We start from the raw sequence: 23,196 nt of genomic DNA on the forward strand, positions 1-23,196 counted from the left end.
AACTATGAGTATTTTCGCTCTTATCTTGCTAGCCTTTGCTATGTCAACAGATGCGTTTGCCGCCGCGATTGGCAAAGGTGTCAAAATCAACCGCCCTCATTTAAGTTTTGCCCTTAAAATTGGCCTTTTGTTCGGACTAATAGAGGCAACAACCCCGTTTATAGGCTGGTTCATTGGTCGCGCAGCGTCTTCATACGTTGAAGCATGGGATCATTGGATTGCACTAATCATTCTTTCTGGTTTAGGTATTCATATGGTACTCGAGAGCCTGAAACCTGCCGAAGAAGAGTCAACGTCTCAAAAGCAATCCTTTATTTTGTTGTGTATTACTGCGTTAGGCACAAGCATCGACGCAATGGCAGTGGGTGCAAGTCTCGCGCTAATTGAGGTAAATATTGCTATTGCTGCGACGTTAATTGGAATAGCCACTTTTTCGATGGTAACTATTGGCATTATGTTGGGCAGTGTTATGGGAACATTGATAGGTAAACGAGCAGAGACATTTGGTGGCATTGTGCTTGTTTCGGTTGGTATTTGGATCTTCGCGAGTCACACACTCTAGGGCGTGTTGATCTTTGTTGTGCACTTTTTCAGCAGTTTGTGTGTCATTAAAGACTGTCGCTTATCTTCAAATTGTGATTGTAGAAATTTCTTGTGCGGTATTTAATCGCTAATGCGTAATCACTGACGTGTTAAATTTCATGGGGTTGTTGAGATCGTTATGTTCAGGGGGAATCGGCGCTCTCGTTTTGAGACAGCCCGTTGCCCCGTTCCATCAACGGTGGTTATTTTCTAACTGCGCCATCATAAAGGAAACTGCATTGAATATTTCGTCGATATCGTCAGCGCTTCAAACGAGTGAAGAACACGTCCAACAAAAACTTTTGCCATAACGCTTCTAACAAAGCAGTATAAGAGCCTCTTATTATTAAAAATAAAAAACACGACAAGGCACTATCTATGGTTTCACAGAGACTGGTTTCTCGGAAAATGGTGGCAGCTTTTGCTATTTGCGCAAGCGCACTTTCTAGTTTCTCGCATTCTGCATTCGCACTTGAAGATACCGTTAACCCTGAACTTTTCGATAAAATGGAGTATCGCTTTATTGGGCCCTATCGCGGTGGGCGTTCGGTAGCGGTTACGGGGGTTGAAGACAATACCAACCTTTATTTTATGGGCACTGCAGGTGGCGGTGTTTGGAAAACCGAAAATGCGGGGTTATCGTGGAAAGCCCTATCTGATAAAACTTTCACAGTGGGCAGTATTGGCTCTATAGCGGTTGCCCCGTCAGACCCTAACGTTATTTACGTAGGTACGGGTGAAGGCCCTATTCGAGGCGTAACCACTAGCCACGGTAAAGGTATTTATAAATCTACTGACGGCGGTGAAACATGGAAACTGGTAGGTTTAGATAAACGCGGTCAAATCCCCAAAATTCGCGTACACCCAACAAATCCCAACATAGCCTGGGCGGCGGTACAAGGCAATATTTGGGGGCCTAATGAAGAGCGCGGTATATTCAAAACGATAGACGGCGGTAAAACATGGCAGCATGTGTTAAAAGTGAATGCCGATACCGGCGCCGCTGACTTAGCAATCGATCCCACTAACCCTAGAATTCTCTATGCCAGCATGTGGCATCACGGCAGAACGCCTTGGTTTATCAAATCAGGCGGTGAGGGCGGTGGCCTTTATAAGTCAACAGATGGCGGTGAAAGCTGGGACAAATTAGAAAAAGGGCTGCCTACGCTTATTGGTAAGGTAGGTGTAGATATTGCCGCGTCTAACCCGAAGCGCCTGTACGCCATTATCGAGGCTGATGAAGGCGGCGTATATCGCAGTGACGATGCTGGTAAGTCTTGGTCGCTTATGAACGGCGATAATATCCTCAAAGCCCGCGCGTGGTACTACAACCACATCGAAGTTGACCCAAACGACGAAAACACCCTTTATGTGATGAATGTGCAGCTGCACAAATCTATTGATGGCGGCAAAACCTTCGAGACGGTTTCGTTACCCCATGGCGATACACACGATATGTGGATAAACCCTGAAAATAGCTTAAACATGATCAACGCTAATGACGGTGGCGCAACCGTTACCTTCGACGGCGGTGAATCGTGGTCAAGCATTTACAATCAGCCAACAGCGCAGTTTTACCGCGTTATTACCGACAATTTAAACCCTTACTATGTTTATGGTGGGCAGCAAGATAACTCAACCATGGCAACCCCATCTGAAACCTGGGGAGACGGTATGGGAATAGAAGATCAGTTTTCTGTGGGCGGCGGTGAAAGTGCACACATTGCGTTTAACCCAGACGATCCAACTCTTATTTACGCAACTACCATCAATGGTACACTCACTGAATACAACCGCGATACCGGGCTTACGCGCCCCATCATGCCATACCCTGAATATGTGTTTGGTAGAAACGCACGGGATCAAAAATACCGTACCAACTGGAATGCCCCAGTGATAGTGTCAAAGCATGATCCTGACACCGTGTACTATGGCACGCAGATGATCTTAAAAACCACCGACCGGGGTGTGAATTGGCAGGAAATAAGCCCAGACTTAACCCGTGACGAGCCTGAAAAACAAGGGCTCAACGGCGGTCCAATAACAAATGAGCAAGCTGGAGCTGAATACTACAATACGGTTTTCTATATTGCAGAATCAGCGGTTAACAAAGGTGAACTCTGGGTGGGGGCCGATGACGGCAAGCTACATATTACCCGCGATGAGGGTAAAAACTGGAAAGATATTACCCCTCACAAAAAAGAAGCACAGGTAAATGCCATTGAACTTAGCCCTCATGCAGAAGGCAGAGCTTACGTTGCGGTAGCAGGCTATAAGTTAAATGACTACACACCTTACATCTACAAAACCGACAACTTCGGCAAGCGCTGGAAGCGTATTGACGAAGGCCTACCAGAGGACGCCTTTGTTCGCGTAGTACGCGAAGATACAGAGCGCGAAGGTATGTTGTTCGCGGGTACAGAGAGCGGTATGTTTATTAGCTTCGACGACGGTAAACACTGGCAAGAGCTGGACTTAAACCTTCCGCCTGTGGCGATTACCGATATGCAGGTAAAAGGCGATGACTTAGTTGTTGCAACCCAAGGCCGAGGTTTTTGGATCTTGGATGACATTAGCCCGCTACGTGAAGTGCATGAGTCGCTAGATAACGAAGCGCTGTTCCAGTTTGAACCCATTGATGGCATTCGCTTGCTATCTGGCGGTGGCATGACTGACCAGCCACAAGCGAAGAATCCACCGCGTGGCGCAACTTTCCGGTACTATTTGAAGGATGAATTAGAAGAAGAGCAAACGCTTCGTATTGATATATTTAATGCAGACAATGAGTTGGTTCGTACCTTATCCTCAGCTCCGAGTGCATTTGAGAAGTGCGCTAAAGGTAATGAGGATGTTCGCAGCCCTATCAAATTTAAACATCCCGCAACAAAGGCGGGTTATAACGAATTTGTATGGGATCTTCGACGTGAGCCGTTGAACTGTATTGAGAATGTAAAACTGTTTGGCGGTTGGAACGGCGCCCGTGTTATGCCTGGAGACTACAAAGCGAAAATCACAGTAGGTGAACAGTCGCAGACACGCGCGTTTAAAGTGCTTCCTGACCCAAGAGAAGAGGCAGATAAAGCGCAGCTTCAAGTGGTTGAAAAGAGCATTCAGGCTACAGAAACCTTACTGAATGATTTGTTCGCTCACCTGCAAAAAGCCCGTGATGTTAGAGCGCAATTAAACGGTGTGTCTGAAGATAACGTAATGCTGGCAAGCGATGTATCGGCTTCAATCGAGCGCATTGTTAGTGCAATTGACGATTGGGAAGCTTTGGTTATTCAGCCAAAACATCAAACTTTCGAAGACGACATTAACTGGCCGAATATGCTCGACAGACAAGTACGTTTTTTGATGGATAACTTCGACAGAACGGGCGCGCCTGCACAAGCTGGTGCACTAAAACGGTTGGAAGACTTAGAGTCAAAGTGGCAGCAGTATAAAGTACAGCTAGAAACCTTATTTGGTGAAGAAGTGAAGCCATTAAACGAAAAGCTCTCAAAGCAAGGCGCGTTTGATTTAGAGAGTTTATAACGAGGCAAACAACCCTTACATTTGCTAGAGTTATAAAATTGAAAAGCCGGAAGCGATGAAAACGCTTCTGGCTTTTATTTTCGTTTTTGAACTTGCCTCTCGTGCGACAGTAAACACTGTCTAAATAAAAAATTTTCGAAATAGAAAGCGGCTTTTTATAATTTTCAAAAAAATTTTCTGGCAACGTCACTTTCATTTAAAACGTTTTTTTATTTCTAATTACCTTGAAGCTAAGCGGCCTGCGCTTTTCTTGCGCGATTAGTTAACCTAACTAGCTCCATGCGCACATCTTCTTGTTTGCTGCACACATTTTCAAAAGGCACGTAATAGTTTTTGTCTTTCGAGCGAATATAAAAGCCGTCGGTAACGACGCCTATCATCGTGGGTGCTTCGTCTTCTATACCGTGGTGGTGCGTAAGAATTAAGCTCATCGCGTCTTGATGGTCGTCGTTCATATGCTCAATCATGTTCTTTTCAGAAGAAAAGTCCCATGGGCTTGCCGTGGCATTCCACTCTTCTTGTTCTAACCAAAATATCTTACCGAAGCCTCCGATAAAGCGAACGCGAATAACGTCCATCTGCCATACTTTGAAGTCGTGAGCTTTTTTGTAAGACTCAGCTTCAGGAAAACGCAGTACGTATTGCTCAAGCACTTCTGCGGCTTTATCACCTTTAAGTGGCGTCGCGTCGCCTACAAGGGTTACTCGGCCGTGCGCATTTTGATCGCCCTCTTGTGCTTGGTGAAACACCGTTAGGCTCATGCGGCTGTCTTTTTCTAAATTTTTAGCATGCTGCGCAATATCGCTTATGTAGAAATATAACTTACCTTCACTGCAACTAATAAAGGGGGAAACCGAACCAAACGGATACCCACGTAAGTTGTATGAAATGGTTGAAATAACGCCCGTTTCACAAGCGCGAAGTAATGCTTTTGCGTCAGTTAATGCTTGCGTTCTCATTAAGGATCTCCTTGGGTTGAGAAAATATCATTGGTATTTTTAGTTCTGGGTGAGGCTGTACATGCATGCTAGTCCGATACACAGGCTCTAAGAATTCGGGTGTAAGTACCGCGCTTTTAGGGCCGTAATTCATAAGCTCACCACCGCTTAGTAGCAGAACTTCATCGGCATACAGCGAAGCAAGGTTTAAGTCGTGAATGGCGACAATGGCGGTATTGCCCATGCTGGTAAATTTGCGCACCAACTGCATTAAGTGATGCTGAAAGTTGAGATCTAAAGCAGATGTTGGCTCGTCAAGCAGCAGCAACTTACTTTCATTCTCACTTTTGAAGGCATCTAGCTGAGCAAAACAGCGGGCAATGTTTACCCGTTGAAGCTCTCCTCCTGACAGTTGGCCTGTGTGTCTGTTGGCCAATTTCTGTAAGTTGAGGTGGTTTATGAATTGAGCCACTCGCCGATGCTTTTGCTGCTCCGGCTCGTTAATAGCAAAGCGTCCCATAGCAATAAGTTCAGGCACGCCCAGTTGAAAGTTAAGCGCGCTTTGCTGTGTCATTACAGAGCGGACTCTTGCTAGCTCAGTTTCTCCCCACTCGCTTACCGGCTTTCCTTTAAAAGTAAGTTGGCCCTGGTATTTTAGATTACCTGCCATTGTGTGAATGAGCGTTGATTTACCAGCGCCATTTTCGCCAACTAACACCACCAACTTGCCAGCCGGAATTTGGCAACTTATGTTGTTTAGCACGCTTTTATGGCCGCGCTTTACCGTTATTTTATTAAGTGAAAGTATATTTGCCATGGTTACCCTCCTTATTAATAACCGTCGCGGCTTGGCATTAGTTGGCGCCTTAGCATCCAAATAAACACCGGCGCGCCGATGATGGCCGTTACTATGCCTATGGGTAGCTCGGCAGGCGTAACAATAATTCTGGCAATCCAGTCTGATGCCAAAAGCACGAGTGCTCCCAGCAGCATGCTTACAGGCATCATGTATTTAAGGTTTGCTCCCACCAATAGGCGGGAAAGATGCGGAATAACAAGGCCAAGAAAGCCAACCAACCCTGTTAATGCCACCGCTGCCCCAACACCCATGGCAACAAAAACAACAATTTGGTTTTTTAGGTGCTTTATATTTACGCCCATGTATTTGGCTTCTGATTCGCCAAGTAGGAGTAGGCTCATCTGATGCCTTTTGCTCCATAGCCCTAATAGGCTTATAAGCAGTAATGGCATAGCTTGAACCAGTGATGACCAATTAGCGCCTGCCAGAGACCCCATAGTCCAGTAGTTAATTAAGCGCAGCGAACTGTCGTCTGAGTAGAAACTTAATAGGCCAATAAGCGCGAAACCAAGCGCATTCATGGCAACTCCAACAAGAATAAGTGACGTTACCTGCACCCCTTGGTCGCTTTTAGCGAACTGATACACCAAAAGCGTTGCTGTAAGCGCACCTGTGAAAGCTGCATAGGGAAGTAGCAGCTCGGCTTTAAGGCCAAACTTTGATTGCAGTAGAGGCCCAAGCGCAATCATTCCGACAGCCATAACTGCTGCGCCTGAACTCACGCCGATAACAGACGGATCGGCCAACGGGTTTCTGCACAAAGCCTGCGTAGCAGCGCCTGTTTGAGCAAGTACTGCACCTATTAACATGCCTAGGCAGAGTCTGGGTAAACGTATTTCACTTATGATGTTTAGCTGCAGCTGACTAATAGTGTGCCAACTGTCGGGCAACGCCCAAGCTATAGCAAAGCGAATATCCCAGCCTGCAGGCCCAAAGCTTAACGACGCCACGCTGGCTAAAAGCAATAGAACCACTAAGCCTGCTAGCCAAAACCCAACTTTTCTTTGATGACTTTCAAACCAGCTGCGCTGAATAGCTGGCCGTTGCGACCGTGCTGAAAAAGTTAACGTGTTCATAGGTTTTCAAGCTGATAGTTTTTAACAGTAGCGATGGCATCTGCTAGCCTTGGTGTCATACCTAAAGACTGAAGCGAGTCCATTACCAGTAGCTTGCACTGCTGCGCAGCTTTAAGCAGTGATAGGTTTGGGCTTTGGCAAAACTTTTCCTTACCGCCTGCACCCATAACTACATGACGCGGTGCTACTAAGAAGTCAGGCTGGTGTAATGCCAACGCTTCATTATTGATGCCCTTAAATCCAGTGTGCTCAGACGCTATATTTTCAATTCCGGCGTAGTTGAAAATTAATTGAGGAACCGTTTCAGAACCTGCCGCTATAAGGCCGCGGTCTGACGCCGACAATAGAAATACAGCTTTGACGGAGGGGGTATTATTCGCAGTTTCGCTAGGCAGCGATGCATTAAACTTGGCAATAATCTGTTTTGCCTGTTCAGCTTTTCCAAGGTCATCAGCAAGCTGTTTTATTAACTCTACAAGCCCATCGGTACTGTTGGGTTTGTTGTAAACAACTACCTGCACACCGGTACTTTCTATTTGTTTAATTACCTCTTCTCTACCAACACCTTCAATGGCCAATATTTTATCAGGCGCAAACGACAGAACGCCTTCTGCAGCTAGCTCTCGGTAGTAGCCCACCATTGGCAACTGCTTCACTGCTTCGGGGTACTGACTTGACTGGTCTACGGCAATAACACGCTCTCCAGCTCCCAAGGCAAACACAATTTCAGTAATGGTGCCGCCTGCGGTGATTAGTTTTTGATAGTGTGCAGTTTCTTCTGAACTGAGCTCCTGCGTATTGGGCGTTTCTGATTTGATGGCGTTAGCGCTGGCATGGGTACTAAACGTAAATACTAAACCAATAAAAGTGTAGAAAAGTAGCTGCTGTTTTCTCATAAATCTAGTTCCTGATAAAGGCTAAATAGGTGCTGAGTTACACCTGTGCCGCCCTAATAGGCAGCGTAGGTGTTCACTGCACGTAGTTAGAATGAATAAGTTGCATTTATCGCCGCGTTAATGCCCGGTTGAGTAAGGAAGTTGACGTTTGTTGCATCGCTTACTTCTAGGCCGCGCACCTCGGTTCCGCTCCAGCTTTTGCGGTCGAAAATATTGAAGATGCCCAGATTTACCGTAAGATCTTCGCTTACGTTATAGTTGGCTAACAAGTCGAATTGTGCGTATCCAGGTGCTTCAAATAGTCGAGGTTCAGCAGGGTCTTCAGGCTGATTTTGTGAGTCGAAGCGCTGTACAAAAGTACCAATAAATTCAACCGACCAAATGTCGTTGCTGTCGGTATAACCTATGCCCACTACCGCTTGCGGTGGAAGAATTGACTCAATTTCTTGACCCGTGGTTTCATCTTCGCTTTCTAACCACGTTAAAGCGCCTTGTAGCTCCCAGCCGTTTAGGCCGGAAACAGACTCGCCCAAGAACCAGGTAAATTGCGCGTCAATACCTTCAATAACCACAGAATCTCGGTTAGTGGCTTGGAACTCGAGCAGCTGAGTAGTAGGGTTGAAGCCAACCGTCGCTCTAGATTCTATGAAGTTATCGTAGTTGTTGTGATAAGCACTTACGCTCCATTTAACTGCATCAAGGCGTTGCCTTACTCCTACTTCCCAGCTTTCAACACTTTCTGGTTTTAGGTTTGGGTTGGGTAGTGACGTGTAGCCACCTGCGAAGTTGGTAAAGCCCACGTTTAAGTCATCGAATGGTGGAATGCGAAACCCTTCTGCATATTGCAACCATACACTGGTTGAGTCGTTCAAATCGTAAATCGCACCTAACTTCATGGACAGCTGTGAATCTTCAAACGGCACTACATCAACACCTGGGTTCGCATTAATGAAAATTTCGTCTGGATAAGGGACTAGCTTAAATTCATCGTAGCGAGCACCTGGGCTTAGCGTAAGTTTACCGTCTAGTAGCGATATTTCGTCTTGAACGAAAAACGACAGTTCTCTTGCTTTTGAAATAGGAAAGTCTCTCGCAGGGAACACCGAGAACTCTGGCACTATGGCGCCAGTTCCGGCCACAAATGTAGTGCCTTCTCGCAGCGCTTCACTGTTGGTATATTGAAGTTCACTGCCGTAAATAAGGTGGTGTTTTACATCACCTGTAGTGAATTGCTTGTCCAGCTGCATAATTACCCCTTCAACTGTTTGGTTAAATTTACTATCACGGGTTCTGCCTAACTGTACGGGTGTTGGCTCTTGCCTTGATGCAGCACCAAAACGCCCTTCACGCGTTCCTTGAACGCTATCTGTTTCTTGCCAATAAACGCGTGTCAGCACTTTATCGAACAAGGTCGTTTCGTTGCTATAAGTGTGATTTAGTTGAAGACGTGTTCTGTCACGCTCGTCAATACCACGGCTTTCTGTAATACGTACACCTCGCACGAAAGTATCGACTTGCGACAATACGTTAGTCTCGGTTTCGCCTCGCAGGTAGTCAGCAAGAAACTCGAGTCGGTGAGCTTCGTTTGGTTGATAGATAAGTTTAAGTTGTGCGCTTTCCGTTGAATTGTCTTGCGGGTTTGTGGCGTTGCGTTCAAGGCCTGTGCCTTCGTCATCAAAATAGTTCTCTGTTTCAGAACCGTTTCGCACGGTAGCGTTTAAAAGCCATTGCCAATCACTGTTTCTGCCATATAGCTGTGCGTTTGTCATCCACTCATTGGCAACGGACGCATAGCCAACTTTTATTCGCCCCCCCACTTGTTCGTGGTCAGCTAAAAGCTGATTAGGATCTTTACTGATGAACGATACCACCCCACCAATTGCGTCGCTTCCATATAATGTAGATGCGGGGCCTCTAATGATTTCAACGCGATCTACCATATCCACATCAATGAAGTCGCGGCGAGCTGACAACCCAGGGCCAAAGCTGAACTCATCGGCAATAGGCGCGCCATCAAGCAGCATTAACACGCGGTCTGCATTAATGCCTCGGATATTGAAGCCAGACAATCCAAAGCGCCCGCCACCTTCAACAACCACACCGGGTTCAAATCGCACCAAGTCACGGATGTCGGTTGCTACCATTTTATCCATTTGTTCAGAGTCGATAACGCTTACACTAGAGGCGATTTCATCTATGTCGGTGTCGAAGCGAGAGGAACTAACGGTAATTTGTTCGAAGTTAGCGCCTTCGAATGTGTCTGAAATTGAGGCGGAACTAATACCAGAAAACAGTAAAGCGAGTGCGATTTTAGAAAATTTCATATGTGTTTAACCCTACAATCAATGAGGATGTTAATGAGAACTATTATTATTCGCATAAAATTAACACGAAGTTTTCGGGATTCAAATAGCTTTAGTAAACTTTTTTGTGGTGAACCGTGGATAGGCCGAAATGACTTCCGTGAATTTTGAGAGCTCGAAATGCCGTCAGCAAGGCGTATGCAGAAGATTTAGGCTGCTAACAAATTTCATATAAACAAGGCCTAAAAACAGACTTGTGAACAAAATTTAATTTTGACGGCACAAAATAATTGCCGAAGAGGGCATTAGGCTTAAGAGATAGAAACTGGAACAAATTTGGAAAAGGACACACCTGCACAAGTTGGTGCACCGAAAAGTCAGAAGTGATAAAACGCGTCCGGCTTTCATGACGCCCCCTTAGGGCAGCGCTTGTGCGCCATTTATACTGCGTTGACTGTTTTTGATTTAGGCCCACTAGACCTGAAAACAGTCGCCTTGCCTAAATGGCGCACAAACCGCTGCAAGAGTGCACAGTAAAGATCAACACGCCCTAGAACTGGTAATTAACGCTCACCGTATAGTTAGTCGGTGAGCCGGGCATGGCCCAAAGCTGATGGTATGAGTTCTCAAAGTAATCTCTGTCGAACAGGTTGTTCACGTCAAATCTCATAGCGAGCTTCTCGCTAATATTCACAGACCCTGCTAAGTTCACAAGCGTGTAAGACGGCAAGATGAATGTTGGACCTGTGGTTTGCCCTAAGCGGTCGCCCACGTAACGCATAGTCACACCAAAGAACGCTTCTTTTTCAAATACGCTGGTGAAATGATTAAGTGAGATATACCCCGAATGCTTGGCAATATTGATTAAGCGCGATCCTTTAGGAATAGGCACGCCCCAATCCAAGTTATTGACTTCGTTCGCGGTTTTAGCATCTATGTACGCGTAGGCCATATCAAGGCGAATGTCTGAAGTAAGGTCAGTCGTTAACTGAAATTCTACCCCTTGGCTTTCAACTTCACCGAGCGTAGCTGAAAAGCCAGTGTTAGGTTCAGCGGTAAGCATGTTGGTCTTTTCAGCATCAAAAATAGCGACGCTACCAGAAAACATATCAGCAATGTTTTCCCACTTAGCACCTACCTCAAAAGAGGTGGTCTCTTCTGGGTCAAACGCGTTGCGGTCTGAATCAAGTCCGGGGTTGGGTCTGAAACCTTCTGCATAGCTAGTGTATAGACTCACAGCGTCATTGATTTCATACACAAAACCGAAACGTGGCGTCACTTCCGTTTGGTCTTGTTTTTGCCCTTCATTGCTTAACTTATTGAAAATGTCTTGCTCGAATTTGTCCACACGAAAGCCAATTAAAAGCTTGGTTGCTTTGCTTAGTTCTATTACATCTTGTGCGTAGAAACCTAACCCTTTTTGCTTTTCAGCTGTGAGTGTAGTGGGCGTAACGTCAGGTCTGAAGATAGTGTAGTCTGGATTTTCAGGGTTGATGCTATAAGTGGTATCACCAGCACCCCACGCAGTGCGCCAACGACGATAGTCTGTATCGATGTGGTAGTTGTAATAGTCCAAACCAAATAAGACGTTGTTTACAAAGCCAGCCACGTCTACCACGCCACTTAATTCAAAGCGTAGTGATAAGTCTTGCGCTTGATAGTCACGGGTTCTGCGTTGCCTTGAAAGTATAGATGGGTCGGTATACAAAAGCTGACGGCCTTCCGACAGTTCGGTATCTGAAGACTGCCCTTCAAACGAGGAGTCTCTATAGGCGAAGCCACTGAGTAAATGCCAGTTGTGATTCAATTCGTGATTTAACACTAGCTGATGCCCAAAGGCTTTAACTTCATGGCCACCGTCTCTGATATCACCGTAGAAGTCTTCCGCGTCTATGGCGTCAAAGTCGTTATTCAATATGAACACACCGCGATCAAGTGGTTTCTCTTGGTCTAAGATTTCCATTTGATAGCTTAAGCTGGTGTGATCAGAAATATTCCAGATAAATGAAGGGTTAAGGTTCAAATTCTTGAAAAATACGTTATCGCGATAAGTATCGGAGTCCTCGTATGAACCGTTAACACGATACGCCATATCTGAATTAATGCCGTTCGTGTAATCAAACTCTACTTGTTTTTTATCAAAATTACCTACGGTACCCTGGATGTAGCCTTGCTCTTCAAACTGAGGTTTTTTGGTAATAACGTTAATGGTGCCGCCAGGCTCCCCTTGACCATATAAGGCTGAGCCGGGCCCCTTCATTACTTCAATAGTTTGAACGTTAACTGTGCTTCTATTACCGCTGTAACCACGCACGTTAAAGCCGTTTATTAAATATCCCGACGGGTTATTTTCATCGCCAGAAAAGCCACGAATAGCAAAGCTATCGAACATGCCGCCAGAGTTGTTTTGTCTAACAATGGTGGGCGCAAAATCTAGCGCATCGATGAAGCGCGTGATCCCTTCATTCGCTAACGTATCCGCGGTAATTCTGTCGATTGCTTGTGGGGTGTCGATTAGCGGTACATTACCACGGTATGGCTGAAAGTGTCTTTTTACCTCAATGTGTTCAAGTTCATCATGAGCATCTTTAAGGGAACTTTTATTACTTTGCGCAGCGGCACTTACCGATATTGCAATTAAGGAAAATACAAACGGTGTTTTAATGTTAAGCATAAGCAGGTTTGACGAGTTTTCAACAGGTTTTGCAAAGGTCGCGAATGTTATGTTATCTCGTTTCTTTTGGCAAGGTGATTTACAGTTGGAGACTGGTCTAAACTCAGTGAAGTAACATTTTCCTAGGCTCACATATACTATACACTTCGCGTCCTTATTTAAGCGATAAGCCAACACTTAACAATAAATTACAATACGCTATATAAATCGACTTAAGAAAAGTCAGTTTCGGTGATAGCACCTGTGAGACATCTGTACATATCAGGTGTTTGGAAAAGGTTCAGCTTTACCGAATAGGAGCTAGGACACTTAATGTTTCATAAAACACTTTCTTTATTTTTATCTGCGCTTCCTTTATCAGTTTTAGCAGCGGAAAACGCAGACGTTATTTCGACAGAAACCGCGGAAGCAAACGTTGAAAAAATTACGATTGAAGGGGCGGCGACTGCTAACGACAAGCCAGTAGGTACGTTCAACTCGCCAATTTCAAATTTGGAGTACGATCCGCGGGTCGATTTACAGTCAAGGAATATGGCAGAGGCTCAAGCTGACGTCACCATTCGTGGCGGTATATTTGAAAATACGGGCTTTCGAGTGGGAAGTGCGACGCTTATCGACCCACAAACGGGGCACTATTTCGCTGAAATTCCTATTGCGCCAGAAATGTTGACGAAGCCGAGTATTTTCACTGGTGTTAATAACGCGCTTTACGGTGTTAATAGTTCTGTTGGTACGGTGTCCTTCGCTTGGAAACCTATTCAAGAAGGCGGCAGCGTATCAATAGGTGCAGGTAATAATAATTTTAATTTGCAGCGTGTTCATGGTGCTTCAACTATGCTCCTTGAAAGCTATCCTGCTTGGTCTGTGGGGATTGAAGGAGAGTATTCACGCTCTGAAAGTGATGGCACCATTGCCAATGGTGATCACCAGTTTGAGCGTGCGTCTGGTCGTGTTCAGTTAGCAAGCGAGCGCTCGCAAACCGACTTATTTTATGGTTTCCAACAAAAGTTCTTTGGTTGGCCCAATTTGTATACGCCATTCAACGTAAATGAAATGGAAGACATTGAAACCCGTTTGGTCATGCTAAATCATAGACAGGGATATGGTGAAAAGGGCATGGAAAATACCGTCGAGGTTTCTGCCTACTACAGAGAAAACGACGACCATTATGTATTTTCACGAGAAAATCCAGAAGCGTTTCAGGCGTTTCACGAAACCGAAGTGAAGTCACTCGCACTTTCTGGCACTCACAACCTATCGCAAGATTTTGGTATCAACTACTCAGCACAGTTTACTGCAGACGACATCAAATCAACCACGTTAGAAAACAATTTCACCTCTCGAGATTACTATAAAGTGAGTGTGGTGCCCGAGTATCGAGCTAAGTTGAACAGCAATGAATCGCTCACCATTCGTTTAGGTGGGGCGTTTGACGATACGAACCGCGACGACGACCGACTGTCTGTTGTAGGCGATATTAGTTGGCTAACCCAACTTGATCGTCATGCATCTCGAACCTTCTATGTTTCATATGCGGAAGCGACGCAAGTGGCGGGTTATACGGCAATTGGCGGAAGCACCACAAGCGGCTTGTTCAGAAGCAATAACCAGCTTAAGCGAGAGGTGAGTAAAAACCTAGAAATTGGCGCCTCGTTTGATAAGCAATCGTGGAAGTTTGATACTGCGCTTTTTTATCGCTGGGATAATGAACTTACCGATTGGACTTATAGTTTTGATTCAACCTCAGCACGTAGCGCCAACCCCGTTGATATAGAGACGCTAGGTGTTGAGTTTATTGCGATTAAGCGCTTTGATAATGCTGATGTGGTTGCCAGCTATACTTATTTAGATAAGTCGGAAGACTATGGAATTGATGGTGTGGATGCGAGTTTTTACGCGCTCAACTATCCGCCACATCGCGTAACCCTCGGATTGGTGTGGTTTGCAACTGACACGGTTGAAGTTCGCATTGACAACGAATGGAGAAAACAGGAAACCAATGCGCTTAGAAACGGCAGTGACGCTGCGTTCTTTTCGCATGCCACCCTTACCTATTCACCGGCTCAGTTTGAAGGGTTAAACCTAGTATTGGCCGTGGATAATTTATGGAATGAGCGCTTTGAAGAAATTCCCGGTACGCCAGGTCGTGGAGAACAGTATTCTGCGACCTTGACCTATTTTTGGTAGTTTGATGTGAAGTGCTTCGCGTTAGCGATTAGCTATCGCTGAGCGCTTCACGCTTTATTTATACAAGGTATGTGTGATGCCCGACTTTCAAGAATCGTCCGAAACTGAAGAGCCAATTAAATTAACCTCTTCAGGCGGCCTTTTGGACCTTAAAGATTTAGCTGGAGAATGGCGTTTGCACCGAAAGATTATCCAGCAAAACGGCGATACTTTCTCTTTTATTGGAAAGGCTGCTTTGCGTTGGGATTCAGGATGGGAGAAACCTACGCTGAATTATTACGAGCAAGGTGAAGTAACCTCGCCTAATGGAAACGTTATGTCTGCCGAGCGTCGCTACTTTTGGCAACAGTCCCAGCGTGGAGTCTTTGATGTTTTGTTTGATGATAAGCGGTATTTTCATAGCTTCAGCACAAGTAACCCCAACGCACATCACCTTTGTGGTGACGACCATTATGTAGTGCACTATCGTTTTGAAACGTGGCCATTATGGTGCGCTACGTGGCAGGTTAAAGGACCCCGGAAAGACTACACTATGGTTAGCGAATACAGTCCTCTATAGTTTGCGCTGTGCCGTGATTTATGACTGCTGCTTCTTGCTGTACTGGTGAGACATCCAAAGAGCAAAGGCGATGATCGCACCGCCAAGAAACAGACGGGAAAAATCAGTCTCTTTTTGCCAAAGCAGCAAATTAACCACAAGCCCTGCCGGAATAAGGGCGTTATTCATGATAGCTAACGTGCCCCCAGACACTTTCAGGGCGCCTTGATTCCAAAAATAATAGCCAAGCCCAGATGCCACCACGCCTAACCACAACAACACACCCCATTGTTCGCCGTCTTGCGGCAATTTGTCATAATTACCGAAGAAAAAGAAAGCGGGCAGTGCGACAGCTAGTGCACCTAAGTAAAACCAAGCAAACACATTGTGGTTAGATACCGATGCTTGAAACGTTGAGGTCAACTTTTTATAGCCTACCTGGCCGAAAGCGAAACATAGGTTAGCACCCTGTACGATGGCAAAACCTAACCAAAAGTTATCACTAATACCGTTAAACCGAATAATAGCTGCACCAGCGGTGGCAATAAGGGCACATAGCAAATAAAACGGGTTGAACCGCTTAAACATGGCGTCGTTTAAAATAGCGACATAAAGCGGTGTGAAAATAGTAAAAAGCAACACTTCTGGAACAGATAAATGCAAAAAGGAATGATAGAAAAAGATATACATCAGCCCTAATTGAACGGCTCCTAACATTGCCAGTATCGCTTTTTGTTTAATACTTAAAAGTGACGGCTTTAGAAAAGGAAGAAAAACGGCAAAGGCGAGCGCGACGCGCGTTAATACCGCGAAGTAGCTATCAACTGCACCTGCTAAAAACTCACCAATAAGTGAGAATGAAAATGCCCATAAGACTGTAACTGCGACAAGGTATAGCACGCGTTTCTCTTTTTCTAACTAAGACGCGCGCTAAGGTATTGCAATGGGCATTGTTAATCAACTAAAGGTTGTTTTAACGCTCACAGAAAATCATTAGTGAACCGCGCTAGATATAGCAGGAGCGGGTGGTGATTTAACTTTTTTCTCTTCTTTAAATTCACCGGCTTCTTCAACAAGCGCTGTCATTGCGTCAATGATATCCAGGAAGCTTGCTAATTGATCTGGCGTAAGACCGTGTGATAAGTTCTCGATTTTATTAATAAGTTGCTTAGTAGGTAGGCGCATAGTGTCAAAATTTTGTTGTTTCACTGAATGTTGACCATAGCTGTTTCAAATTTCTTGCCACAATAAACTTCACATTGAAACTTCCTTTAACTACTGCCCTCAACGAGCGCTTTTTTAGCCATTAAAGCCTCGGTTAAAAACTGCATCAGTAACTTCACTTTGGGTTGCTCATACAAGTCAGGGTGAGTGAGCAACCAAATATCGTATTGCAATACGGGAGTACTTCCCGGTAATCGCACCAAGTCGGGGTGTGGATCGCCCATGAAACAGGCCGTTCTTCCCATGCCAACGCCGTTTAAAATAGCGTGGTAACGAGAAATAATGTCGTCTATTGCTATTCCAATAGGCACTTCTGGATAGGGCGATTGCGCTAGCCATTGTGGCCAAACTTCATTCTCTAATGGCGCAATCCAACGCCAGTCATTACGAGGTGTGCTTTTACAGTAATCTTTGTGTGCATAAAAGCACAAGCCCAACTGGTACAGCTGCCTTCCAATTAAGTGTTCGGGTAACTTAGGTGCTCCGCGTATTACGACATCCGCTTCGCCTTTGTCTAAGTCGGCGAATTGTGTTGAGCTTTTTACTTTTAAATTAATAGACGGGTAAAGCCGAGTGAACTCACCAAGCTCTTTGGCTAATAAAAACTGTGACATGGGCTCGCCTAGTGAAAGCGTTATTGAGCCAGCAAGCTTCTCGTTGCTAGCGCAATAAAGCCGTTCTGAATCGCGAATAACTTTTTCAACTTGCATAGCTGTGACTACAAGTTGCTCTCCAAAAGGTGTTGCGCGATACCCGCCAGGAATGCGTTCGAAAATACTGGCGCTATATTGTTTTTCCAGTAAAGCCAGGCGTCTTGCCACTGTAGTATGGGTAGTACCCATCGCAACAGCAGTGGCTCTTAGGGTACTTGACCTATGTAGTGCAAGAATTAATGCGTAGTCGTTCCAATCTTTCATGGAACGATAATGCACCATTGTGAGCAAAAAACAAACCGTGTTTTGAGGGGCATCAATTGCTAACGTAACGGTATAGCTACAAAGTCAATTATTAACGAGAGAGTCTGTATGTTGCATAAATCCATTTTATTCAGAGTGTTAAGGTTCTTTATGTTGGGCGTTTTAGTTACTTCCCTTTTTACATTGCCCGCTCTCGCAAATGCGAAAGATGAAATGTTGTCGGTGCATTTTAATCCAGGTGCTGTGATGCAGCTTATTGCACCGGTAACTGAAGCTGAAAAGCGGCCGCTGCGCGATGAGTATTTTAAAAAAGGTGCGCAAACCGCGAAGGAGTATGGGTACACACAAAATGGCGTGCTTGTTGTTGATAAAACCTTGATAGGAACGTTTCACCCGAATGTTTTTGTAGTGAGCCAGTGGTCTTCACTAAAAGCGCAAAAATCATTTCAAGCATTACCGCTTTTTAGCGAAATAAAGGCATTGAGAAGAGATGCGTGGAAAGCGCTGAAACTTTATGATTATGAAGTGAATAAGCCAACAACGCTGAGATTTTCTACGAACAAAGTGTACTCAATCTCACTAGCTTGGGTGAACCCAAAAGCGCCCGACGACTACTATAATTTTATCGACAGCCTTGTGAAACAAGCTGAAAGCATGGGTGGGAAAGTGATATCTACAACCCAGGATATAGTATTAAGCGACCACAACCCTTATGCCGTGGCGCCACAACAAATTGTGATCATCGAATGGAATGAAGCTATTTACATAGAAACCTTACTTACATCGCCCGAGTTCAAAGCCACGGTCAAAACGCTTGAAAGCGGTACAAGCAATTTTGAATTACACTTAGTTCGTCTAAGGGGGTGATGTATTGATGAGCATGGCGCGAAGGCTATCACCGTCTATGGGTTTCGAAAAATGGTAGCCTTGCAAAAATTCGCAGTCATGAGCTTTGAAGAAGTCTACTTGTTGCTGGGTTTCAATACCTTCGGCGATACATGAAATATTTAAGCTTTCAGCCATTCGCAGGATAGCGAGCACGATCCCCTCGTTTCCTTCTCCTTTTCCGACATCATCAACAAAGCTTTTATCAATTTTGAGTATGTCGATTGGAAAGTCTTTCAGATATTTGAGTGAGGAGTACCCTGTACCAAAATCGTCCAACGCTATTACAAAGCCTTTATTTTTCAGAGAAGAAATAATGTTCATCGCGCCTTCATAGTCCGACATAAGTGCGCTCTCTGTTATTTCAAACCTTACGACTTGTGACGCTATATTGTATTCGTTTAGTAGCTCTACTACTTCCTGGATTTTGGCCGGTTTTGATATGTGCAGTGCACTTAGGTTAATCGATAGATAAAGTGACTGTGACATCCACTCGGAGGTCTTTAATAAAGGTAACGCTTTTTCCAGCACTTGCAGCGTCATGGCTTCTATTATTCCAATGCTTTCAGCAACAGGAATAAACACATCTGGCGGTGTCATGCCATCTTTTGAAGGCCAACGCATAAGTAGCTCAAACCCAGCAATGGCACCAGACGCCGTATGAACAATAGGTTGATAAAAACCTACGAATTCATTATTCGAACAAGCTTGTTTTACCGCATTTTCGAGTTTTAATTTGGTTTGCGCACGCTCATTCATGTGCTCAGTGAAGTATTGGAAATTATTACTGCCCAACTCTTTTGCGTGATACATTGCAATGTCTGCATTTTTCAAAAGTTCTGTGGGCGTGCTGGCGTCATCGGGGTAAAGCGCTATGCCAATACTTGCCGATACACTGACTATTTGGTTTTTTAGTGTGACGCTTCGCGCCAGTTCAATAATCATTTGATTGGCTAAGTGGGCAATATCTTTCTCAGCTTCAATTTTTTCTATCATCACAACAAATTCATCACCCCCTAAGCGAGCAACAGTGTCTGATTTTCGAAGTATTTTTTCGATTCTCTTGCCAATTATCTGTAATAAGGTATCTCCTGCTTCATGTCCGAGGCTGTCGTTAATTTGCTTAAATCTGTCTAGGTCAATAAAAAATAGGCAGAGCGAGGATTGATCGCGGGACGCTTGCTCAAAAGCATGCTGAACACGGTCTAACAAAAGCGTACGGTTGGGAAGGCCCGTTAAACTATCATAATTTGCCAATTGAACTAGCGCATCTTGAGCGTGCTTTTGCTTGGTAATGTCAGAGAGAATGACAAGGTAACGGCTTATTTCTGTTGTCGCCTGCGAGTTGCAAACGGCGGTAATGCCAATGTTGACCTCATACCGTCGTCCAGAAATGCTTGAAATTTCAGCTTCTCCGCTCCAGTGCTCGCCGGGTAAAAGCTTACGCATACTTTTCATGGTGCAGTGCAGTGCACGCCTTTGCTCGGAGAAGATGCTTTCCAGTTGGTCTGTAATGTTTTCGCTACTAGCAATATCCAGCGCTTCTTTAAATGCATTATTGGCAATTACAGGCTTAAAATTAGTGTCAAAGATTACGACCCAATCCCTTGTATGTTCGAACGCCTCACCAAACAGCTGGGCTTTGGTCTGTGTATTTATCGACTCGTCAATATTTGAGTAGGTGCCTGCGAGCCTTTTAGGCTGGGATAGAACTTCGCTTAGTACCAGAGCTCCTACATCTCTAAACCATATGTATCGTCCGTCACGTGCCTTTAATCGATAGGTGATATCTATGTTTTTTCTTTCTCCCCTTGTTACGGCTTGCCACTTAGACGTAAAAGCTGTGATGTCATGTGGGTGAATTAGAGATAAGTGAGCCTTCAAGGTAGGCTCTACAGTTCCTCTTTCATACCCTAACTCGCTTTCAATTCTCTCTTGAGTAATTAGGTTCGAGTCTTCTTGCCATTCCCATATGTTGGCGTTACTCGCCTTTAGCGCCATGGTAAGCCTATTTTTATTTTCCAGCGCATCTAAATGAGCCGCTTGTAAGTTTTCTCGATTCAGTTTCCTTCGCCACATAATATGCATTGATAGCGTCAGGGCGATAAATGCATATAAAAAATACGCAAAAGGAGAGGCGAATAAGGGGTACTGAACCTTTATTTTTAAACGCGTCTTTGGTCCAGATACGTCGCTAGCTGGATCATAACTCGCCACAGAAAAAGTATATTCTCCGGGGTCTAGCTGGGGGAATGACACCTCTGTCAAGTTAGTCGGGGGGTAAGAAATATTTACAGCGCCAGAAAGCTCATATTTATACTTTCCGAACTTGGTGGTGGTGTATTGCATGTCAGAGTAGTTTATTGATAAACCTATATCGTCATGGCTAAGCACGATGCTCTTGTCATTTTGTATGCCTAGACCGAGTTCAAGATCTTTCGATATCAAACGAATGTCTGTAATAAATACATCATTTAAAGTTTCGGTTTGGGTATTGAAATCGCTGGGGTCAAAAAGCGTAAATCCTTTTTGCGAGCCGAACACTAAGTTGTGGTTTAAGAGTGCTTTGCGCCCTCCCCATGTAAACTCATTTGTGGTGAGCCCCTCTTTAATAGTGAACTGTTTTAACCTGAGCGTACTAGGATTCAACTGAAGTAGTCCTTGATGACTACCCATCCAAATCATTCCGTGGTCATCTTTTATCAAACTAAATACGATATTTGTAGGGAGCAAGTTACTCGAGTCGAAAAAATGTTTATGTTCATACGTAGTAGCATCAATGCCGTATAAACCGTGTCCAGGGTAACTTATCCATAAAGTACCAAAATCATCAATTATTGCTTCTGTAGGTGAGATTACATACTCCGCTTGGACGTTCCTTGCTTCATGTACCTTTGTCAGGCTACTGGTAATGAAGTTGTACCGCCAAAGCGCACCTGTCATGGAAATAAGCACACTAGACTTTTCGTTATTGAATTCAGGTAAAAATGTATAAAATTGGCTTGGGTTAAGCGATGCAGTTAATACTTCATCCTGAGTAGACTTATTGTTTTTAATATCAAGTCGATAAAATTTATCCTCTGTAACAACGACGAACTTATCTTCTGTAAAATGAAGTATATCGTTAGCCTTTCCTGAGCTCAGTAGTGTGTTGGTTTCCTCATCGAAACCGAGAGGGATTACCTGTTTCGTATTCAAGTCAAACTTGGTCAACCCTTCTGACGTCACCAACCATACCCAGCTACCTTTCCCTTCTCTGATAATATAAATGGTCCCTGAAGACTCAACGGCTTTGGCATCGCTGGTCACGAGAAATTGTTCCATATCGCCTGAACTCAAGCTATACCAATTAAGTCCGTTGTGAGTTCCCACCCATAAATTTTCCTCGTCTTGAACATGAAAATCATAGACTATGTTATTGCTGAGTTGATTATGATATTTACCGTCTGAAAAGACATTCTGGAATGCTAATGTTTTTGGGTCCCACAATAAAACGCCAGATGTATCAGTAGCTAACCAAAGGCGTTTATCTGGGGTAAAAGCGATGTTCGTGATGTCGTCATCAGTTATGAGTAAGTTTGAATCAGACGGAAGAAATAAGTGTTTTAATTTTTTCGTCACTAAGTTAAAGGTATACAGCCCCTTGTCAGTGGCAATATAGTAATCAGCTCCGCTTAGGTGAGCCATGCTCCAAATATTAAGAGATGGAATGATTTCTTCCGCGAGGGGCGCAATCTTTAAGTCTTCTTTTGCGAATGCTATCAATGACGATAAGGAAATTTTAAATAGACCTTCTACTGTGCCAAGCCACAACTCGTCGTTAGAGGCAGGGAGAAGAAGCTTACCGTTGAGTTTATCCTTGTTGGTTTCTTTGTCTGCTAAATAACTAGCTTTCTTTATTTTCTGCGTAGATTCATTGTAAGTATATAAACCAACCGAAGTGGCTATAATTAACACGCCATCGTGATAGTTTATTCTTCGAATAATAGCGTCGTCGTTGAGTGCAAATTCAGGCGCTAATAACTCGAAGATAGTTGTCCATTCATTGGTACCTAGGTCAAACTGAACGATAACGTGATCGAATGCAATAAATATAGAGTTCGCCGGGCCTTCTATGAAATGCGACGCATACTGCTGCCAAGTGGGTTGATTCTTGTATTTAATGCTTAATTCGCGTTTACTTTTTCCTGTGTCATAGTCGACCCTAAATACGCCGCGGCTATACGTACTTACCCACAAATCATTATTTTTGTCTTGATAAAGTGAGTAAATACCGTCATCGGCAAATTCATTCTCTAACCCGGTAAAGTGCTTGTTGTCGTGCCCATCATAACGATTTAGGCCAGTTGCAGTGGCAATCCATAAGAGCCCATCACTGTCGACGAGCATGTCATTAATAAAATCTTGTGTGAGTCCGTTTTCTGTAGAGAGACGCTCAAATCGTGGCGACTCAACGATTGGCTCGGCAAAAGCAAGCATTGAGCGTGTGAATACCAGCAGTAACACTACAGCAAATATTATAGTTTTTATTATCATAACCAATTATTGAGGAGGCAAAGGACGTCAAAGTGTCATAGCCAATA

At 44.4% G+C, this 23,196-nt stretch carries 15 protein-coding genes; 5 read left to right on the forward strand and 10 right to left on the reverse strand.

From position 1 onward, the window contains the following. Positions 1 to 4: 4 nt before the first annotated feature. Positions 5 to 562: a manganese efflux pump MntP gene (locus GVO62_RS15820; protein ID WP_159120054.1), complete on the forward strand. Its 558-nt coding sequence runs from the start codon at positions 5 to 7 to the stop codon at positions 560 to 562. A 398-nt stretch (positions 563 to 960) separates the two neighbouring features. After that, positions 961 to 4,116, forward strand: coding sequence for a WD40/YVTN/BNR-like repeat-containing protein (locus GVO62_RS15825; RefSeq protein ID WP_159120055.1), 3,156 nt, complete (start codon positions 961 to 963; stop codon positions 4,114 to 4,116). Positions 4,117 to 4,346: 230 nt separating this feature from the next. Here the strand turns inward: GVO62_RS15825 and GVO62_RS15830 are convergent, their stop codons facing one another. From GVO62_RS15830 to GVO62_RS15855, 6 genes are all read right to left on the reverse strand, one after another. Next, positions 4,347 to 5,075, reverse strand: a complete 729-nt coding sequence (locus GVO62_RS15830; RefSeq protein WP_159120056.1) for a HugZ family pyridoxamine 5'-phosphate oxidase — start codon at positions 5,073 to 5,075, stop codon at positions 4,347 to 4,349. Further along, complete coding sequence (locus tag GVO62_RS15835) at positions 5,053 to 5,871, reverse strand: heme ABC transporter ATP-binding protein (protein WP_159120057.1); 819 nt, start codon at positions 5,869 to 5,871, stop codon at positions 5,053 to 5,055. Before GVO62_RS15835 ends, GVO62_RS15830 begins: the two co-directional genes overlap by 23 nt. Positions 5,872 to 5,885: 14 nt before the next feature. After that, on the reverse strand, positions 5,886 to 6,989 hold the full coding sequence (locus tag GVO62_RS15840) for a FecCD family ABC transporter permease (RefSeq protein ID WP_159120058.1): 1,104 nt from the start codon (positions 6,987 to 6,989) through the stop codon (positions 5,886 to 5,888). After that, positions 6,986 to 7,885, reverse strand: coding sequence for a heme/hemin ABC transporter substrate-binding protein (locus tag GVO62_RS15845; RefSeq protein WP_159120059.1), 900 nt, complete (start codon positions 7,883 to 7,885; stop codon positions 6,986 to 6,988). Before GVO62_RS15845 ends, GVO62_RS15840 begins: the two co-directional genes overlap by 4 nt. Before the next feature lie 86 nt (positions 7,886 to 7,971). Next, positions 7,972 to 10,209, reverse strand: coding sequence for a TonB-dependent hemoglobin/transferrin/lactoferrin family receptor (locus tag GVO62_RS15850; RefSeq protein ID WP_159120060.1), 2,238 nt, complete (start codon positions 10,207 to 10,209; stop codon positions 7,972 to 7,974). A 529-nt stretch (positions 10,210 to 10,738) separates the two neighbouring features. Then, entirely contained in the window at positions 10,739 to 12,862 is a 2,124-nt protein-coding gene (locus GVO62_RS15855; protein ID WP_159120061.1) for a TonB-dependent siderophore receptor, read from the reverse strand. 312 nt (positions 12,863 to 13,174) lie between these two features. Between GVO62_RS15855 and GVO62_RS15860 the strand changes: the two genes are divergently transcribed. Further along, positions 13,175 to 15,049 carry a TonB-dependent receptor plug domain-containing protein gene (locus tag GVO62_RS15860; RefSeq protein ID WP_159120062.1) on the forward strand — a complete coding sequence of 625 codons (1,875 nt, stop codon included), beginning with the start codon at positions 13,175 to 13,177 and terminating at the stop codon, positions 15,047 to 15,049. Positions 15,050 to 15,125: 76 nt separating this feature from the next. Further along, a complete protein-coding gene (locus tag GVO62_RS15865) occupies positions 15,126 to 15,608 on the forward strand; it encodes a DUF6314 family protein (protein ID WP_236547200.1) in 483 nt (160 codons plus the stop codon). A gap of 18 nt (positions 15,609 to 15,626) precedes the next feature. On the opposite strand, the gene GVO62_RS15870 is transcribed toward GVO62_RS15865, so the two are convergent. The 3 genes from GVO62_RS15870 to GVO62_RS15880 form a co-directional block, all read right to left on the reverse strand. Continuing rightward, complete coding sequence (locus GVO62_RS15870) at positions 15,627 to 16,487, reverse strand: DMT family transporter (protein ID WP_159120063.1); 861 nt, start codon at positions 16,485 to 16,487, stop codon at positions 15,627 to 15,629. A gap of 93 nt (positions 16,488 to 16,580) precedes the next feature. After that, entirely contained in the window at positions 16,581 to 16,796 is a 216-nt protein-coding gene (locus GVO62_RS15875; RefSeq protein ID WP_236547201.1) for a hypothetical protein, read from the reverse strand. A gap of 62 nt (positions 16,797 to 16,858) precedes the next feature. Beyond that, entirely contained in the window at positions 16,859 to 17,728 is an 870-nt protein-coding gene (locus tag GVO62_RS15880) for a LysR family transcriptional regulator (RefSeq protein WP_159120064.1), read from the reverse strand. A 108-nt stretch (positions 17,729 to 17,836) separates the two neighbouring features. Here GVO62_RS15880 and GVO62_RS15885 point away from each other — a divergent pair, with 108 nt between their 5' ends. Next, positions 17,837 to 18,595: a hypothetical protein gene (locus GVO62_RS15885; protein WP_159120065.1), complete on the forward strand. Its 759-nt coding sequence runs from the start codon at positions 17,837 to 17,839 to the stop codon at positions 18,593 to 18,595. On the opposite strand, the gene GVO62_RS15890 is transcribed toward GVO62_RS15885, so the two are convergent. Beyond that, a complete protein-coding gene (locus GVO62_RS15890; RefSeq protein ID WP_159120066.1) occupies positions 18,584 to 23,149 on the reverse strand; it encodes an EAL domain-containing protein in 4,566 nt (1,521 codons plus the stop codon). The genes GVO62_RS15885 and GVO62_RS15890 overlap by 12 nt on opposite strands. Positions 23,150 to 23,196: the final 47 nt, after the last annotated feature.

This window comes from Alteromonas sp. KUL150 (assembly GCF_009811475.1).
GTDB lineage: Bacteria > Pseudomonadota > Gammaproteobacteria > Enterobacterales > Alteromonadaceae > Alteromonas > Alteromonas gracilis.